The organism is Aeromonas sp. SrichE-2G (assembly GCF_017939565.1).
Lineage (GTDB): Bacteria > Pseudomonadota > Gammaproteobacteria > Enterobacterales > Aeromonadaceae > Aeromonas > Aeromonas taiwanensis.
In genome coordinates, this window is record NZ_JAGKRG010000014.1 from 18,329 (window position 1) to 35,548 (window position 17,220).

The following is a 17,220-nucleotide window of genomic DNA, read 5'->3' on the forward strand; positions in this document are numbered from 1 at the left end:
GGAACGGACATGGCACAACATACATTTCTGGTAGAGATCGGTACTGCTGAGCTGCCGCCCAAAGCCCTGCGCTCCCTGGCCGAAGCCTTTGCCGACAACTTCAAAGCCGAACTGACCAAGGCCGATCTGGCCTTCGGCGACGTTGAGTGGTTTGCCTCCCCGCGCCGTCTGGCGCTGAAAGTGAGCGAGCTGGCTGGCGAGCAGCCGAGCAAGAGCGTCGAGAAGCGCGGCCCGGCCGTGGCTCAGGCGTTCGATGCCGACGGCAAACCGACCAAGGCCGCCGAAGGCTGGGCCCGTGGCAACGGCATCACCGTTGAGCAGGCCGAGCGTCTGGTCACCGACAAGGGCGAGTGGCTGGTTCACAATGCCCGCGTCGAAGGCCGTCCCGCCAAAGAACTGCTGGGCGAACTGGTTGCCTCCGCACTGGCCAAACTGCCTATCCCCAAGATGATGCGCTGGGGCGACAAGACCATCCAGTTCGTGCGTCCGGTCTTCACCGTGACCCTGCTGCTGGACGGCGACTTGGTTCCCGCCCACATTCTGGGTATCGACTCTGCCCGCACCATCCGCGGTCACCGCTTTATGGGCGAGAGCGAGATCACCATCGACAACGCCAGCCAGTACCCGCAGATCCTGCAGGAGCGCGGCATGGTGATTGCCGACTTCATGGCGCGCAAGGCCAAGATCAAGGCTGACGTCGAAGCGGCCGCAGCTGCCTTCGGTGGCGTGGCCGATCTGGACGACGCCCTCCTGGAAGAAGTCACCGCCCTGGTCGAGTGGCCGGTGGTGCTGACCGCGAACTTCGAAGAGAAGTTCCTGGCCGTGCCGGCCGAGGCCCTGGTGCACACCATGAAGGGTGACCAGAAGTACTTCCCGGTCTACGACAAGCACGGCAAGCTGCTGCCGAAGTTCATCTTCGTCACCAACATCGAGTCCAAAGACCCGAGCCAGATCATCAGCGGCAACGAGAAGGTGGTGCGCCCCCGTCTGTCTGACGCCGAGTTCTTCTTCAAGACCGACCTCAAGCAGACCCTGGCCTCCCGCCTGCCGCGCCTTGAAACCGTGCTGTTCCAGCAGCAGCTGGGTACCGTCAAGGCCAAGGTTGAGCGTATCGAGACCGTCGCCGGCTTTATCGCCGAGCGTATCGGCGCCGATGTCACTCAGGCCAAGCGTGCCGGTCTGCTCTCCAAGTGTGATCTCATGACCAACATGGTCGGCGAGTTCACCGACACCCAGGGTGTCATGGGGATGCACTACGCCCGTCACGATGGCGAAGACGAAGCGGTGGCCGTGGCCCTCAACGAGCAGTACATGCCGCGCTTTGCCGGTGATGCCCTGCCGTCCGGTCTGGTTGCCTGCGCCGTGGCCCTGGCCGACAAGTTCGACACCCTGGCCGGTATCTTCGGCATCGGCATGCTGCCCAAGGGTGACAAGGATCCGTTCGCCCTGCGCCGCGCCGCCATCGGTGCCCTGCGCATCATGACCGAGAAGCAGCTGGATCTGGATCTGGTTGAACTGGTTGAAGAGGCGGTACGCGTCTACGGCGACAAGCTGACCAACCAAACCGTCGTCACCGACGTGGTCGACTTTATGCTGGGCCGCTTCCGCGCCGCCTATCAGGACGAAGGCATCGGTGCCGACGTGGTGCTGGCCGTACTGGCCCGCCGCCCGACCCGTCCGCTCGACTTCGATCGCCGCGTCAAGGCCGTGAGCCACTTCCGCACCCTGGATGCCGCCCTGGCCCTGGCTGCCGCCAACAAGCGCGTGAGCAACATTCTGGCCAAGGTCGAAGGCGAACTGCCCACTGCCGTCAAACCGGAACTGCTGGTCGATGCCGCCGAGAAGGCGCTGGCCACCCAGGTTGCCGCCCTGCAAGCCGAACTGGCCCCGCTGTTCGCCGCCGGTGACTACCAGGCTGCCCTCACCCGTCTGGCCGCCCTGCGCGAGCCGGTCGATACCTTCTTCAACGAGGTGATGGTGATGGCCGACGACGAAGCCCTCAAGGCCAACCGTCTGGCGCTGCTGAACAACCTGCGCAACCTGTTCCTGCAAGTCGCGGATATCTCCCTGCTGCAGTGATCCTGGTTGGGTTGATTGATATAAAAAACGGCGCCTTAAGGCGCCGCTTCTATGACAAACTATTCCTATTACGATGCACTGATGTAAGGTAATAATCCCTTACCTACTTCAGCAATTACACATTTAGCCTGTCCACTTTCTACACGATGAGCTTCAATAAGCCGAGAGCTAATTAATTCATTTATCGAATGCTGAACCCTATTTCTTGTACCTTGGTCATGAATTCCTTTTGCTGCACAATATGCTTGAGTAAACTCAAAAAGCCAGTCTGACGTTATCTTGGTTCCCGTTGATGTAGATGAACCCAACGATATCAAAGGCCAATTATTAAAATCGGCCATAATAGTTAACGCTTGAGGAGTGAGTTTTTCTATCTGTGATAGGGAATATTTATGCTGCTCAAATAATTTCGCAAAATCATTTCTTACAATATAAATTAGCGCAGAAGAGAGATGGGAAGACAGTTCTATATCTGGAGGTGTATCATCAAGAATCCTCAGTATTTTATTGAAAATAGTATTACCCTGAGGGCTTGATAAAAACTCTTTTAGTTGCGTTAGAGCCATTTCATGCTGGTCATTTCTATCAAAATATTGAGCCAACAGAAATTCTTTTTTTGCCTCTTTCAAATCCTCATCTACAGACTCATTCCAATTTATTATCTCAGAAACTATTTCACCGACTTTAAAAAAACCTAACACTTTATCTCGTATAAATTTTTTTACGTGTGTAGAGGAAATTTCATCGAGTTGCTCTTTTTTTAATTTTACGTTTTCAATCCTAGCATCTAGAGTTTTAGCTTGCGCATTAAAATAATGATCTGGATAATTTATTATTTCCTTTTTAATTAATTGACCTTTTGTCATATATAAACCCTCAATACTAAACATCTAAGAATATTTTTAACCAGATTATCATAAATAGGATTTATACGAAGCTTGTTTTCCAAGAAATGTGACCCACTTTTCTGGTATCTCTAGCCTCCAGCTAGAGCAACCAGTTCCCCCCTTCCGGCTGGCCCCGCAGACTCACGGCAGCAACTGCAATCAAAGCTTCCCGTGCGTCCGATTACGCTGCGCTAATCGAACCTACAGGGGCGGTGGCTTGCGGTGCATTCGACTTAGCTTCAATAGGCGCCATTTATTTCAGCCTGCGTTGACAAGGCGGCGATGGATGCAGGGATCCTTGGCGCTTGGGCGGTTTTTCCGGATACAGTGGTTCCTTGCCATTTCCATTCAAGGATGAAGGAATTTGCCATGCTGGAATCTCAGCTGACGACCCTGCACGTCGTCTCGCTGGCGCTCGAGTACCTGTGCCAGGAGGCCTCCCCCCCGCAGCAGGAGCGGGTCACCGCCGCCCTGCTCGCCCACAGCGGTATCGAGGCGGCGGACGTGCACAACAACGACGCCCGCATCACCCGTCACCAGGAGCTGACCGTGTGCGCCAACGGCCTGTCTCGCTGCCCGGATCTCGGGCTGAGGCTGGGGCAGCGCATGCACATCTCGGCCTATGGCCTGCTCGGCTATGCCGCCATCTCCAGCGCGACCCTGGGGGAGGCCCTGCAACTGATGTTCGCCTACCCCTCCCTGCTCGGCACCTACTTTCATCTGCAGCTGCGCATCGAGGGCGATCTGGCCTGGATCTGTGCCAGCGACTATCGCCAGCGGGAAGATCTGCGCCGCTTCAATATCGAGATGTGCCTCGCTTCGCTCCGCCAGACCTGCAGCGATCTGGTGGGCCATCCGCTGCCGGTGCGCCGCGCCGAGTTCAGTCAGTCCGAGACCGCCTACTCCGGCAGCTACCGCACCAGTTTCGGCCCGCACATCCGCTACGACGGCGAACAGGATGGCTTTGCCATCGATACCCGCGCCCTGGCGACGCGGCTGCCGCTCGCCAACCCGGTCACCCACAACGAGATGCTGGTGCGCTGTCGCAAGCTCAACGCCGAATTCAACACCCGCCAGCGCTGGCTGGAGCGGGTACGCGAGCTGCTCGGCACCCAGCTGTCAGCGCCGCCGCGGCTGGAGGCGCTGGCCGACCAGATGCACTGCTCCGCCCGCACCCTGCGCCGCCACCTCTATGAGATGGGCACCAACTATCAGGAGTTGCTCGACGAGCTGCGCTTCGAGCGCGCCAAGCAGCTACTGGCAGAGAAGCGCCACGCCATCTACCAGATTGCCGAGGAGCTGGGGTTCAGCGAGAGTGCCAGCTTTCGCCACGCCTTCCAGCGCTGGAGCGGGGTGCCCCCCAGCCAGTTTCGCCACTGAGGTGCGCATAAAAGGGACAATCAGGCCGCCCAGATTGGCCTGATCTATCCCCTTTTGGCCGCTGCCAGCATTCACAGTTTTGCAACACTCCCCAACAATGGTGCCGTCACTTCCGTAAACCCAGCAAAAGGAGAGCCGGAATGCTCACCATCTACAGCGATGATCACCATCTGCACCACGGACGATGCGAGCTGATCGACGGTCAGTTGATGCCCTGCTTCGAGAAGCCGGAGCGGGCCGATTTCATCCGCGAGCGCGTGCTGGCACGCCAGCTCGGGCCCATCGAACCGGCCAGGGACTGGGGGCTGGCGCCGATCGCCCGGGTGCACGATCAGGGGATGCTCGACTTCCTGCAGGGGGCCTGGGCACGCTGGGCGGCCCTCGGTCAGGAGGGGGATCTGCTGCCCTACACCTGGCCGACCCGCACCCTGCGCCAGCAGAAACCGGACAGCGTGCACGGCCAGTTTGGCTACTACAGCTTCGATGCCGGCGTCCCCATCACCGCCGGCACCTGGCAGGCGGCCTACAGCTCCGCGCAGGTGGCGCTCACCGCCCAGCACCATGTTGCGTCCGGCGCCACCAGTGCGTTTGCCCTGTGCCGCCCCCCGGGCCACCACGCGGCCGCCGACCTCATGGGCGGCTACTGCTATCTCAACAACGCCGCCATCGCGGCCCAGGCCTTCCTCGATCAGGGTTATCGCAGGGTGGCCATCCTCGACGTGGACTACCACCACGGCAACGGCACCCAGTCGATCTTCTATGAACGCAGCGACGTGCTGTTTGTTTCCATTCACGGCGACCCAGCCATCGAGTTCCCCTTCTTCCTCGGCTATGCCGACGAGACAGGCTCTGGGGCGGGTGAAGGGTACAACCTCAACCTGCCCCTGCCCGCCGGCAGCGACTGGCCGGTGTGGAGTGCGGCCCTGGAGCAGGGCTGCCAGGCCATCGACGACTACCAGCCCGAGGTGCTGATCGTCTCTCTCGGGGTCGACACCTTCGAGCTGGATCCCATCTCCCGCTTCAAGCTGACCAGCCCGGACTACCTGAAGATGGGCGAGCGCATCCGGGCCCTGAACCTGCCGACCCTGTTCGTGATGGAGGGGGGTTATGCGGTGGAGGCCATCGGCATCAATGCCGTGAATGTGCTGGAAGGGTTTGAACAACGCTGACTTGCGACCGTTTTTGCAACATGGAGATCACTGTCATGAAGACACTCACCCGCCTGTTTGCCACCAGCCTGCTGGCTGGATCCCTGCTCTCTCCCGCCGTCCAGGCCAGGACCGGAGAGCTGCATGTCTACAACTGGTCCGACTATATCACCGACCAGGCGCTGACCGATTTCAAGGCCCAGACCCAGATAAAACTCTCCTACGACGTCTTCGATACCAACGAGGCGCTCGAGTCCAAGCTGCTGGCCGGCCGCTCCGGCTACGACGTGGTGGTCCCGTCCAACATGTTCCTGGCCAAGCAGGTGCAGGCGGGGGTGTTCCTCAAGCTCGATCGCAGCAAGCTGCCCAACTGGCAGCACCTCGATCCCAAGCTGATGCAGCTGCTGCAGGAGAACGACCCCGGCAACGAGCACGCCGTGCCCTACATGTATGGCACCGTGATCATGGGGTACAACGTTGACAAGGTGAAGGAGGCGCTCGGTGACCAGGCGCCGGTCGACAGCTGGGATCTCATCTTCAAGAAGGAGTACGCCAGCAAGCTCGCCAAGTGCGGCATCACCCTGCTCGACTCCCCCGCCGAGATCATCCCTATCGCCCTCAACTATCTGGGCCTGCCCCCCAACAGCACCAGCCCGGCGGACTACGAGAAGGCCAAGGAGCTGCTGCTGTCGGTGCGGCCCTATATCCGCTACTTCCACTCGTCCAAGTACATGAACGACATCGCCAACGGCGATATCTGCGTGGCGGTGGGCTACTCCGGCAGCTTCTACCAGTTCGGCAACATCGCCAAGGATGCCGGCAACGGGGTCAAGGTGGCCATGCGCCAGCCCAGAGAAGGGGCCCCCATCTGGTTCGACATGCTGGCCATCCCCAAGGATGCCCCCAACGTCGACGAGGCCTACCAGTTCATCAACTTCCTGCTGCAACCCAAGGTGATCGCCCCCATCAGCGACAAGACCGGCTACCCCAATCCCAACAAGGAGGGCATCGGCCTGGTGAAGAGCGAGATCCGCGACAACCCGGACCTGGTGCCCACCGCCGAGGGGATGGCACACCTCTTCCCCCTCAAGCCGCTGCCCGCCAAGGCAGAGCGGGCACGCACCCGCATCTGGACCACCATCAAGTCGGGAGTCTGATCCGACCGATGCAAAGAGGGGCCGTCAGGCCCCTTTTGGCATCTCCTGCCACCCGATCAGTCCACGCCTGCCATAGGCGCAGGGTGATCGGTCATCAGTGTCAGTGACGCTGCCACCACCCCGCCACAAAAAAAGCGCCTTTGGAGGGCGCTTTTGGTGATCGAACGTTGCCGATCCCGCAATGGCACGACAACCGCTACTCCACCGGCGCCATCAGGTGCTGATAGGGGGTACCCGACCACATGATGTAGGGGGCCGAGGTGTCAGGGGAAGGGCCTTTCGGATACTGATCGTAGAAGGCGTCCTCGGCGCCGACGATCATCACGTGGGGCCCGGTCTGCAACCAGTTGTTGCTGGCGGTGGGCTGGGTCGCATAGGGGTCGGTATTGCTGGCATCGGTACCGCCCTTGAGCATGTACATGAAGCCGATCTTGCCCTTGGGCGGGGGCTCGTGGCTGATCCAGGCGTGGGCCCAGGCCATCGCGGCCGCGTCCATGCACATGGGGTCCGGCCCCGGCGTGGCCGGGTTGTCGGGCATGCAGGTAAAGCCGTTCTTGCCCTCGCGCAGGGTGCGCATCTTGCCATCGGCGCCCATGGCAACGATGGCGGCATTGGCGCCGACCTTGGCGGGGGCCGCCGCCATGGCGCTGGCGATCATCGCCTCGTCTGTCATCGCCGCGCCATCGGCCATCTCTTCGGCCTGCGCCAGGCCGGCCAGGGCAATGGCCGCGAGCGCTCCAAGGGTGGACATGTGCTTGCACATAACGTCTGTCTCCCGGTTGGTTGGAGGGATCACACAGGGCCTGACTACCATGGCGGCCATGCTGCCGGGCAGCAGCTGTCTGGTGGGGGACGGGGTGATCGACAGATGACGTCACGGGATCGCAGCCCGGGGGACTGCGTTGAACCCGGGGCGCCATCTGTCTGACTATAGCCCCTCCCGGCCCTTCCCCTGGACAACCTGGCCACAGGAGCAGACCTCTGGCTCCCTGGCCCCCCTGGGGCTATCTTGTCACCAGGCCCCGGCGAGGGGATCCATTGAACGAACAAGGGGGATTGAATGAAAAGAGCCATCACGGCGGCCCTGCTGACCATGGCCATCGCCGGCGCACAGGCCGCCGACAAGATCACCACTGTGCCCGTGCAGTTTGCCAAGGGGGCCCACAGCGCCCAGGTGAAGGGCAACTTCTCGGGCTACGACACCATCCACTACACCCTGGTCGCCAAGGCCGGGCAGACCATGCAGGTCACCATCGCCGGCAGCGACAACGCCAACTTCAATGTCTACGCCCCCGGCGCCATCCCGGGTCAGGCCGAGGCCATGGGCTCCGGCTATGTGGGCGAACAGTGGCAAGCCACCCTGCCCAGCTCCGGCAAGTACCTGATCCAGGTCTACCAGATGCGCGCCTCCGCCCGTCGCGGCGAGCAGGTGCCCCACACCCTGTCGGTCAGCATCCAGTAACCGTCTTGCCCCCATGAGAAACGGCGCCCGAAGGCGCCGTTTTGCTTTATCACCAGACGAGTCAGCCCTTGTAGGCGGGCAGCAGGTCCACCATGTTGAGCAGGTGGAAGGCGGCGGTCAGCACGCCGAACAGGATCACCAGGACGATCATGAAGACGCCGCCGGGGGCGCGGAAGCCCTCGCCCTCTTCCTCGCGCCGGGCCGCCCGCACCTTCCAGGCCAGCAGGGGCGGGATGATGCAGGTCCACAGGGTCGCCACGGCGCCCGCATAGCCGATGGCCACCAGGAAGCCGAACGGGAACAGGAGCGACAGCACCAGGGGTGGCAGGAAGGTCACCGCCCAGGACTTGGCGCGGCCACCGCGGCTGTTGTCGAACTTGAACAGATCCGCCAGGTAGTCGAACACCCCGAGCCCCACCCCGATGAAGGAGGAGAGGATGGCCGCCATGGAGAAGGCGTTGAGGGCGCTGGCCACCGCCCTGGACTCAGTCACCGAGCCCAGCGCCTTGAGCAGGGCATCCACGTTGCCCCCTTCTGCGATCACCGGGCCGAACTCGCTGCGGGGCAGGTTGCCAAAAACGCTCACCAGCCAGATGAGGTAAAACGCGAGCGCGATCAGGGTGCCCCCCAGGATGGCACGGCTGGCACGCTTCTCCTCGCCGTAGTAGGCGCGCATGGAGGAGACGGAGTGGTGGTAGCCGAAGGAGGTGAGCGCCACTGGCAGCATCACCAGGGCATAGGGGGCATAGCTGACTTCACTGCCCACCCGGTCGAGCAGCAGATCGAGGCGTACGTTCATCGACAGGCCCGAAATGCCGAAGGCAAAGCTCAGCCCCATCAGGATCACCAGCAGCACGGAGATGCGATCCACCGCCCGGGTGGAGTGCCACACCAGCAGGGAGAAGACCAGGGTGAAGAGGATGGAGGATAACTGGCTGCCCATCCCCGTCATGCCGTCGATGATGAGGCCGGCCGAGGTGATGTAGGCGTAGAGCAGGATGCCGCCGACGAAGTAGACGCTCAGGTTGTTGAGGGCGTTGACCTTCTCCCCCAGCAGATCCCGGGTCACGGTATCGAAGGAGACGCGCAGGGGATAGCCCCGATAGGATTCCAGCAGCATCCAGCCGGAGACCGTCATCACCACCATGGTCAGTGCCACCGCGAGCATGGACCAGAGGGTCCAGGCGCCCGCCCCCGCACTCGGCAGCCCCAGCATGCCGGCCCCCACACAGACGCCGGCAATGATGCATGCCCCGCCCACCAACGATGGTTTCTGTTCCATTACTCCCCCAAACGGATTGTCGACTGGTCACGGCACACCGCCGTGCTTCTCCTGCGTTCGCCATTGCTGGCGCGGGGGACTTTACCCTGCATGCCTCCGGGTATCAAATCCGGAGGGAAAATGGGGGGAAACGAGCCGGATCCTGCGCCCCATCCCCATGACATGTCCGGGATGGGGCCAGGTTCAGACCACCCGGGTCATCCGGTGTAGACGGGCAACAGGTTCGCCATGGCCATCAGGTGGAAGATGGCGGTCAGCACCCCGAAGACGATGACCGCCAAGATCATGGGCTGGCCGCCGGGGGCCCTGAAGCCCACCTCTTCCGGAGCCAGCTCCCGGGACTTCTTCGCCAGCAGGGCGGGGATGATGCAGGCCCAGACGGTCGCCGCCGCCCCGGCGTAGCCGATGGCCACCACGAAGCCGAACGGGAACAGCAGAGAGAACGCCAACGGCGGCAGGAAGGTCACGGCCCAGGACTTGGCGCGCCCCTGGCGGCTGTTGTCGAACTTGAACAGATCCGCCAGGTAGTCGAACACCCCGAGCCCCACCCCGATGAAGGAGGAGAGGATGGCCGCCATGGAGAAGAGGTTGATGGCCTGGGAGACCTGCCTGGACTCGATCACCGAGGCCAGCGCCCCGAGCAGCACGTCCACGTCGCCCCCCTTGGCGATGACGGGCCCGAAGGCGCTGCGGGGCAGGTTGCCGAAGATGCTCAGCAGCCACAGCAGGTAGAGGGCCAGCGCGATCAGGGTGCCCCCCAGGATCGCCTGCTTCGCCTTGTGCTCCTCGCCGTAGTAGGCGCGCATCGAGGCCACCGAATGGTGGTAACCGAAGGAGGTGAGCGCCACCGGCAGCATGGCCAGGGCGTAGGGGGCCTGGCCCAGCTCCTCGGCGACCGTGCTGAACAGCATGGCGGTGTCGATCTTGCTGGCGAGCCCCGAGACCCCGAACACGAAGCTCAGCACCATAAAGGCGATCAGGACCACAGAGATGCGATCCACCGCCCGGGTCGAATGCCAGACAAACCAGGAGAACGCCAGCACGAACAGGACGGAGGCCAGCTGGCTGTCAATGCCGAGCAGGCCGCCCAGGATCAGCCCCGACGAGGTGATATAGGCATAGAGCAGGATGCCGCCTACGAAATAGACGGTCAGGTTGTTGAAAACATTGATCTTGTGACCGAGCAGATCCTTGGTCACCGAGTTGAAGGAGGCGGTCAGCGCATAGGGTTTGAAGGCTTCCAGCAGCATCCAGCCGGAGACCGTCATGATGACCATGGTGAGAATGATGGCCAGCGATGACCAGGTGGTCCAGGCCCCGGCTCCCGCACTCGGCAGCCCCAGCATGCCGGCGCCGACACAGACGCTGGCAATGATGCAGGCCCCCCCGATGACGGACGGTTTTGATGTCATGTGTGTCACTCCCGAAACTTCACAAAGCTGCGAAAAAAAAGGGCACAGAAAAATCTGTGCCCCTGACTCGTTATGCTTCTATCAATTTTTTCTGCGCCTTGCCGGCTGACGGGTCGTTATGCTCGACCTCTTTCAATCTGGCGGTGAAGTGGCGCAGCACCGCCGGCTCGTAAATGAAGTCGAGCCCCTTCACCCGATGGGCGTTCTTCTTCACCTCGCCGAAGGCCTCGATGACAAAGTCCATGTGGGTCTGGGTATAGGTGGCGCGCGGAATGGTCAGGCGCAGCAGCTCCGCCGGGCAGGGGTGCTGCTTGCCGGTGGCCGGATCCCGGCCCAGCAGCAGGGAGCCGATCTCCACCGCGCGGATGCCGGCGACCTTGTAGAGCTCGCACGCCAGGGCGTGGGCCGGGAACTGATCCGCCGGGATGTGGGGCAGCAGCTTGCCCGCATCGACGAAGGCCGCATGACCCCCCGCCTGCTGGCACACCACGCCGATGGCTTCCAGCCCGTCCACCAGGTACTGCACCTGGCCGATGCGATAGGCCAGCCAGTCCTGGCGCATGCCGTCACGCAGACCCACCGCCAGGCGCTCCATGGCGCCCCCTTCCAGGCCGCCATAGGTCGGGAAGCCTTCCTGCACCACGCACAGGGTGCGGCACTCGGTGTAGACGTCCAGCATGCTGTCGTCCTTGAAGCAGAGCAGGCCCCCCATCTGCACCATGGCATCCTTCTTCGCCGACATGGCGAGGCCGTCTGCGTACTTGTAGGACTCCTTGGTGATCTCCTCTATGGTCCAGTTCGCGTAGCCGGGTTCGCGCTGCTGGATGAAGTAGGCGTTCTCGGCGAAGCGGGCGGAGTCCATGATGACCGGGATGTCGTACTTCCTGGCGATCTCGTAGACCGCCTTCAGGTTGGCAATGGACACCGGCTGGCCGCCGGCGGAGTTGCAGGTGATGGTGCTGACGATGTAGGGCACGTTGGCCGGGCCAGCCTCCAGGATGGCCGTCTCCAGCTTGTCGAGATCGAAGTTGCCCTTGAAGTCGGCGGTCACAGAGGTGTCGAACGCCTCCTTGGTGTAGACGTTCTTGGCGACGCAGCAGTTGATCTGGGTGTGGCCCTGGGTGGTGTCGAAGAAGTAGTTGGAGAGCGCCACCATCTTCTTGCGATCCAGCCCTTTCTCCTGCTCCCGCTTCTTGATGAGCACCGGGATGTAGATCTGCTCGGCGCCACGTCCCTGGTGGGTGGGGATGGTCAGGGAATAGCCGAAGATCTCCTGTACCGCCTGCTGCAGCGCATAGTAGCTGCGGCTGCCGCTGTAGGCCTCGTCGCCGCGCAGCATGGCGGCCTGCATGTCCTGGGTGATGGCGCCGGTGCCGCTGTCGGTCAGCAGGTCGATGAAGACGTCCTCGCTGTCCAGCAGGAAGGGGTTCATGCCCGCGCGGACGATGGCCTCCTCCCGGTAGGCGCGGGTGGTGCGCTTGACCGGCTCGATGACACGAATGCGGAAGGGTTCGGGCAGATGCTTGAAGTTTTCCATAATATAAACACCCCAGAGTTAAATATTCAGAATGTGTCTCTTCCCCCGCCGAAAATAGAATATCCGGCAGGCAGAAAATATTGAGAATGGGTGCACGACATCGCCTCGCCAAATAATGTGGCGAAGACCGGTGCAGCTTATTTCAGATTAGGTATTCAGACGGGCTCGTTGCATTGCGGGAATGCAGCGGCGCCGCGGGATATTACAGCGGGAAGAAGAACGCGATTTTATGGTCCAGGGTAAACCACTTGGGATAGCTGACCTTGATATTCATGTTGTTGCTCATCTGGTTGGAATTAACAACGCCAAATAACAGGGTTCATTATGGTGAGCCCTTGAATATGATCAATTGCAACATGAGCAATTTGGGATGGCGATAACAATTTGGCGGGGGAAATTTATACAGGCCGTCGCAACGGGGCGGCCCTGTCCCACCCCGATGCACCCGGTGACTCAGTGGCTCAGCCAGGGTAACCGTTGCAGCAGCTCATAGCGGTCGGCCAGCGGTGTCTGGCTGACCCAGATCTCCAGCAGGCCGTAGGAGAGCAGCGGCAGCACCAGCAGCAACAGACAGAGCAGCCCCAGCAGCCGGTAAGGGGCGAGTCTGCGCTCTTGAGTACCAAGGTGCAGCGCATCGGCCCGCTTCGGGCAGGCGGCCATACAGCTCAGACAGCTGGTGCACTCGAGACTGCGCACCGCGATGAGCTGATGCACCTGGATGCGCGACGGGCAGGCCCGGCTGCACTTGTCGCAGTCGTGGCCCGCGCTTCGCAGACAGCGGGCCGGGTCGCGGCGGAGGCGCAGGGGCGTCAGCAACCCCAGCAGGGCGAGCCAGGCGCCATAGGGGCAGAGGTAGCGGCAGAACCCCTGGCGGAAGGTGACGGTGAGCAGCAGCACCCAGCCAAGGCAGAGGCCCGAGATCAGGGTCAGGTTGAAGAAGAAGGCCCCCATCTTCATGTCCGCCGCCTGATGGTAGGGGCTGGCGAGGTAGCCGGGCAGGGCGGCGCCTGGCACCGCGATCAGTACGATGAAGAGCAGAAAGCCCAGCACCAGAAACTTCTGGCCACGCAACACGACATCGAACCAGCGCGGCGGGGTCCACTCCCCCGGCAGCAGGCGCGAGCACAGGCCGTGCAGCCACTCCCCCACCAGCCCGAGCGGGCAGAACCAGGCACAGAAGGCCCGCCCCAGCAGCAGAGCCGACAACGAGAGCACCAGCACGGTGACGGTGGCCGCCGGATGGTGCGGGTCCACCAGCCCCTGCCCGAGCCAGGCCCGCAGCCCGAGCCCGCCAGCGATGGGCAGGAAGGCGTCCACCACGTCCGGGCGCCCCAGCCAGGGGCTTATCCCCTCCCCCAGCTGCCAGACATGCAGGCCGTACTGCAGCGTCACCAGCCCCCAGCAGAGCAACAGCAGCTGGCGCGTGTACGCCCGCAGCCGCTGGCCGTCGAGCGCCCCGAGGGCGGGCAGCGGCCGATAACGGTGCCAGAGGGCGAGCACGGCGCTCACCCCGCCCAGGGCGAGCCAGAGCAGGCTGTCCGCCGCCAGCAACCAGAGCATAAGCAGCAGGCCGAGGGCAAGGCGCCACTGCCAGCCCGATCGCGCCTGCCACGCCAGCAGCACCAGATAGGCCAGGCCGGCGGCCATGGTCACGGCTTCGATCACGCTCATGTTTCCCTCACTGCCTCATCCACCACTGGCGGCAAGGATAACGGACATCTGAGTTGACTGTTTTGATCTGCATGGGCAGAGGGGACATTCGCGCCCGATGCCCCTCCCCATGTTTGGCCCTTATGCCTTGCGGCTGTTGAACAGCGGCTGGTCGGATTCTGCCTGCTCGGTCCAGAAGTGGATGTTGAAGCGGGCATCCTCCGACAGCTCGACCCTGTGCCAGTACCGGGGCGGGCTGATGGCAAACTCCCCGGCCCGGATCACCATGGTGAGCTCAGGCTGCTCGGCCTGCTCGTCGGCGAAGCCGTGGTAGGTGACGGTACCCGCCATCACGCAGAGCTGGCCGAACACCCCGGCCGCGGTGTTGTGGTGGCTCAAGAGTGCCGCGGGCACGTTGTCACGGGTGAAGAAGGGGGTGGAACGGCGCACCACCCAGTGAGACGGTATCAGTTGCATGGACATAGAAGTTCTCCTCAGGTGGCCGGGCTGACCCGGCCGGTGCAATGAAAGGGGTTAACGGGGCAGCTGACGCAGCAGCGGGAAGGCGGCGCTCATCTGATCGCCCCCCACCACGAAGCCACACAGATCGCCGGCTTCATCACGCGCCTCGGCCACCATGCCGTGGCTGTTCCAGCGGCACTGCCAGGCAAGATCCTCGCCCTTGGTGCGGCCGGCCAGTTGCAGCGGGTAGCGCGGCGTCTTCACCTTCACCAGCATGGGGGGCAGGGTCAGCGCCGTCGGTGTGCCGAGCAGGGTCTTGGCAAGGGCGTTGGCCCCCAGCAGGATGGGTTGCAGGAAGGGGAGCAAGCGCCCCTGCCACTCGGCGCAATCCCCCAGGGCGAAGATATGGGGGTCGCTGGTCTGCAGCCGATCGTCGACCCGGATGCCGCGCTCCACTGCCAGCCCGGCCTGCCGGGCCAGGGCCAGATTCGGCCGAAGGCCGATCGCGGCGATCACCAGATCCTGCTCGCAGTTTCGCCCGTCGGTCAGGGTGACGCACCAGCGCTCACCCGGCTGGGCGTCAATCCTGGCGAGACCCGTCCCGAACTGCAGGCTGACCCCCTGGCTGCGCAGCGCCTGTTGCAGTGGCTGGGTCAGGGCGGCGGGCAGCAGGGCGCTCAGCGGGCTGTCGGCCAGATCCACCAGCGTCACCTCCTTGCCCGCACTCGCCATGTCCATCGCCAGCTCGCAGCCAATCAACCCCGCCCCCAGCACCAGGATGCGGCGCGCCTGCTGGATTGCCCCCTCGGCGGAGGCGTACTCCTGCTGGCTGTTGAGGGTGACGAGGGATTCGCTGCCCGGCAGATCGGGCCGCGCCGCACTGGCCCCGGTGGCCAGCACCAGCTTGCCGTAGGGGAATTCCCCTCGTTCGGTCAGCACCAACCGCCGGGCAGGGTCGATGCCATGCACCGGGCAGTGGGGCAGCAGTGCGATGCGCTGCTGCTCGGCAAAATCGCTGCCGCTCTGGCGGGTCATGGCCGCGGCAGGGCAGCCCCGGCTCACCACGTGGCTCAAGTCCGGCTTGTTGTACTCGTCGCCGCTGTCGGCGGTGATGAGGCGGATGGGCTGCCCGGCGTCCAGCTTGCGCAGGCTCTTGACCAGCTGCTGGGCGGCAAAGCCGCTGCCGATCACCACTATCTCGTCACTGCTGGGGACGGCGCTCATACGCAGGCCTCCACCGCACAGGGTTCGAATACCTCCTTGCCGATGCCGCAACCCGGGCAGAGGAAGCTGTCCGGCACCCGGGCCCAGGGGGTGCCCGGCGCCACCAGCTGATCCGGCTCGCCCTGGGCTGGGTCATAGACCCACTGGCAGACGGTGCAGAGCATGGCCTGGTCATCATCCCATTCGGCAGCCGCCGCTGCGGCTTGCGGCACCGCAGTCACGGCAGCAGGCATCTCGGGGGCAGGCGTCGCCTGAGTGGTGGTAATCGGGCGGGGCGCGTCCAGGGGGTGCAGCGCCCACTGGCGGGCCAGCTGACGGCCATGCTCGCGGCACTCGGCCAGCGCCGAACCATCCGGCCGCCACTTGGCCTTGAGGGAGAGGCTGATGTCGAAGCCCGCGTCCATCAACCGGGTCTGGATCCGGTCCACGGCGCCACCGGTCCAGCCGTAGCTGCCGAAGGCCGAGGCACGCTTGTTGCGAAAACGCAGGCCGGTGATCTCTTCGAGCATGCCCGCCACCTTGGGCATCATGACGTTGTTCATGGTGGAGGAGCCCACCAGTATCCCCTTGGAGCGGAACACCTGGGTCAGGATCTCGTTCTTGTCGTGGCGGGCCACGTTGTAGATCTTCACCGCCACGCCCGGGTCCACCTCGTGGATGCCCTGGGCGATGGCATCGGCCATCATGCGGGTGTTGTTGGACATGGAGTCGTAGAACAGGGTGATGCGGTCTTCCTGATAGTGGTCGGCCCACTCCAGGTATTTCAGGATGATCTGGGTGGGGTCCTCGCGCCAGACGATGCCGTGGGAGGTGGCCACCATGCTCACCGGCAGGTTGAAGCCCAGCACCTCCTTGATCTTGGCGGTCACCAGGGGGCTGAAGGGGGTGAGGATGTTGGCGTAGTAGCGCTGGCACTGCTCCATCAGCTCGGTCTGGTCCACCTCGTCGTTGAACAGGTGCTCGTCGCAGTAGTGCTGGCCGAAGGCGTCGTTGGAGAACAGCACCGCATCCTCGGTCATGTAGGTCATCATGCTGTCGGGCCAGTGCAGCATGGGGGTCTCGATAAATACCAGCTGCTTGCCGTTGCCGATGTCCAGGCTGTCACCTGTCTTGACCGGGTGGAAGTTCCACTCAGGGTGGTGATGGTGGCCGGTGATGGAATCGATGGCGTTGTGGGTGCAGTAGATGGGGGTGCCGGGGATGCGGGCCATCAGCTCGGTCAGGGCGCCGGCGTGATCCTCCTCGGCGTGGTTGATCACCACATAGTCGATGGCGGCGAGATCGATCTCGGCCGCCAGGTTCTGCACGAACTCCCGGCTGAACTTGTGATCCACGGTGTCGATCAGCACGTTTTTCCCTTCGCGGATGAGATAGCTGTTGTAGCTGGTGCCCTTGTGGGTCTTGTACTCGGTGCCGTGGAAGTCGCGCACCTCCCAGTCCCGTTGGCCGACCCAGTGGATGTTGTTCTTGACGTGAATGCTCATCAGGCAGTTCCTCGAATGCAATAGTGGATGTTCGACTGAACCAGCTATTGCAGCGG

At 62.9% G+C, this 17,220-nt stretch carries 14 protein-coding genes; 5 read left to right on the forward strand and 9 right to left on the reverse strand.

Translation table 11 applies throughout. The features are described 5' to 3' along the window. The first annotated feature begins 9 nt into the window (after positions 1–9). On the forward strand, positions 10–2,079 hold the full coding sequence (glyS, locus tag J9885_RS13635) for a glycine--tRNA ligase subunit beta (RefSeq protein WP_210549784.1): 2,070 nt from the start codon (positions 10–12) through the stop codon (positions 2,077–2,079). Positions 2,080–2,147: 68 nt separating this feature from the next. On the opposite strand, the gene J9885_RS13640 is transcribed toward glyS, so the two are convergent. After that, positions 2,148–2,945 carry a hypothetical protein gene (locus J9885_RS13640; RefSeq protein WP_210549785.1) on the reverse strand — a complete coding sequence of 266 codons (798 nt, stop codon included), beginning with the start codon at positions 2,943–2,945 and terminating at the stop codon, positions 2,148–2,150. Positions 2,946–3,335: 390 nt separating this feature from the next. Between J9885_RS13640 and J9885_RS13645 the strand changes: the two genes are divergently transcribed. The 3 genes from J9885_RS13645 (at position 3,336) to J9885_RS13655 (ending at position 6,651) form a co-directional block, all read left to right on the forward strand. Next, positions 3,336–4,346, forward strand: a complete 1,011-nt coding sequence (locus J9885_RS13645) for an AraC family transcriptional regulator (protein WP_210549786.1) — start codon at positions 3,336–3,338, stop codon at positions 4,344–4,346. A 140-nt stretch (positions 4,347–4,486) separates the two neighbouring features. Next, positions 4,487–5,515: a histone deacetylase family protein gene (locus tag J9885_RS13650; protein WP_210549787.1), complete on the forward strand. Its 1,029-nt coding sequence runs from the start codon at positions 4,487–4,489 to the stop codon at positions 5,513–5,515. 35 nt (positions 5,516–5,550) lie between these two features. After that, positions 5,551–6,651, forward strand: a complete 1,101-nt coding sequence (locus J9885_RS13655) for a polyamine ABC transporter substrate-binding protein (protein WP_210549788.1) — start codon at positions 5,551–5,553, stop codon at positions 6,649–6,651. Between the two features lie 196 nt (positions 6,652–6,847). Here J9885_RS13655 and J9885_RS13660 read toward each other — a convergent pair whose 3' ends face one another. Then, on the reverse strand, positions 6,848–7,402 hold the full coding sequence (locus J9885_RS13660; RefSeq protein WP_134697335.1) for a hypothetical protein: 555 nt from the start codon (positions 7,400–7,402) through the stop codon (positions 6,848–6,850). Between the two features lie 309 nt (positions 7,403–7,711). Between J9885_RS13660 and J9885_RS13665 the strand changes: the two genes are divergently transcribed. After that, complete coding sequence (locus tag J9885_RS13665) at positions 7,712–8,113, forward strand: g-type lysozyme inhibitor (protein ID WP_210549789.1); 402 nt, start codon at positions 7,712–7,714, stop codon at positions 8,111–8,113. Positions 8,114–8,174: 61 nt separating this feature from the next. Here the strand turns inward: J9885_RS13665 and J9885_RS13670 are convergent, their stop codons facing one another. The 7 genes from J9885_RS13670 to norV all read right to left on the reverse strand — a co-directional run bounded on the left by J9885_RS13670 (position 8,175) and on the right by norV (position 17,164). Further along, a complete protein-coding gene (locus J9885_RS13670; RefSeq protein ID WP_210549790.1) occupies positions 8,175–9,395 on the reverse strand; it encodes an aromatic amino acid transporter in 1,221 nt (406 codons plus the stop codon). Positions 9,396–9,592: 197 nt separating this feature from the next. Further along, on the reverse strand, positions 9,593–10,807 hold the full coding sequence (locus J9885_RS13675) for an aromatic amino acid transporter (RefSeq protein ID WP_210549791.1): 1,215 nt from the start codon (positions 10,805–10,807) through the stop codon (positions 9,593–9,595). Between the two features lie 70 nt (positions 10,808–10,877). Next, complete coding sequence (gene tnaA, locus J9885_RS13680) at positions 10,878–12,344, reverse strand: tryptophanase (protein ID WP_210549792.1); 1,467 nt, start codon at positions 12,342–12,344, stop codon at positions 10,878–10,880. 453 nt (positions 12,345–12,797) lie between these two features. Continuing rightward, positions 12,798–14,015 carry a 4Fe-4S binding protein gene (locus J9885_RS13690; RefSeq protein WP_210549793.1) on the reverse strand — a complete coding sequence of 406 codons (1,218 nt, stop codon included), beginning with the start codon at positions 14,013–14,015 and terminating at the stop codon, positions 12,798–12,800. Positions 14,016–14,135: 120 nt separating this feature from the next. Next, the gene (locus tag J9885_RS13695) at positions 14,136–14,477 is read right to left on the reverse strand and encodes a DUF1971 domain-containing protein (protein ID WP_210549794.1); all 342 of its coding nucleotides are present in this window, start codon (positions 14,475–14,477) and stop codon (positions 14,136–14,138) included. A gap of 51 nt (positions 14,478–14,528) precedes the next feature. After that, on the reverse strand, positions 14,529–15,680 hold the full coding sequence (norW, locus tag J9885_RS13700; RefSeq protein ID WP_210549795.1) for an NADH:flavorubredoxin reductase NorW: 1,152 nt from the start codon (positions 15,678–15,680) through the stop codon (positions 14,529–14,531). Further along, complete coding sequence (gene norV / locus J9885_RS13705; protein WP_210549796.1) at positions 15,677–17,164, reverse strand: anaerobic nitric oxide reductase flavorubredoxin; 1,488 nt, start codon at positions 17,162–17,164, stop codon at positions 15,677–15,679. Before norV ends, norW begins: the two co-directional genes overlap by 4 nt. Positions 17,165–17,220 lie beyond the last annotated feature (56 nt).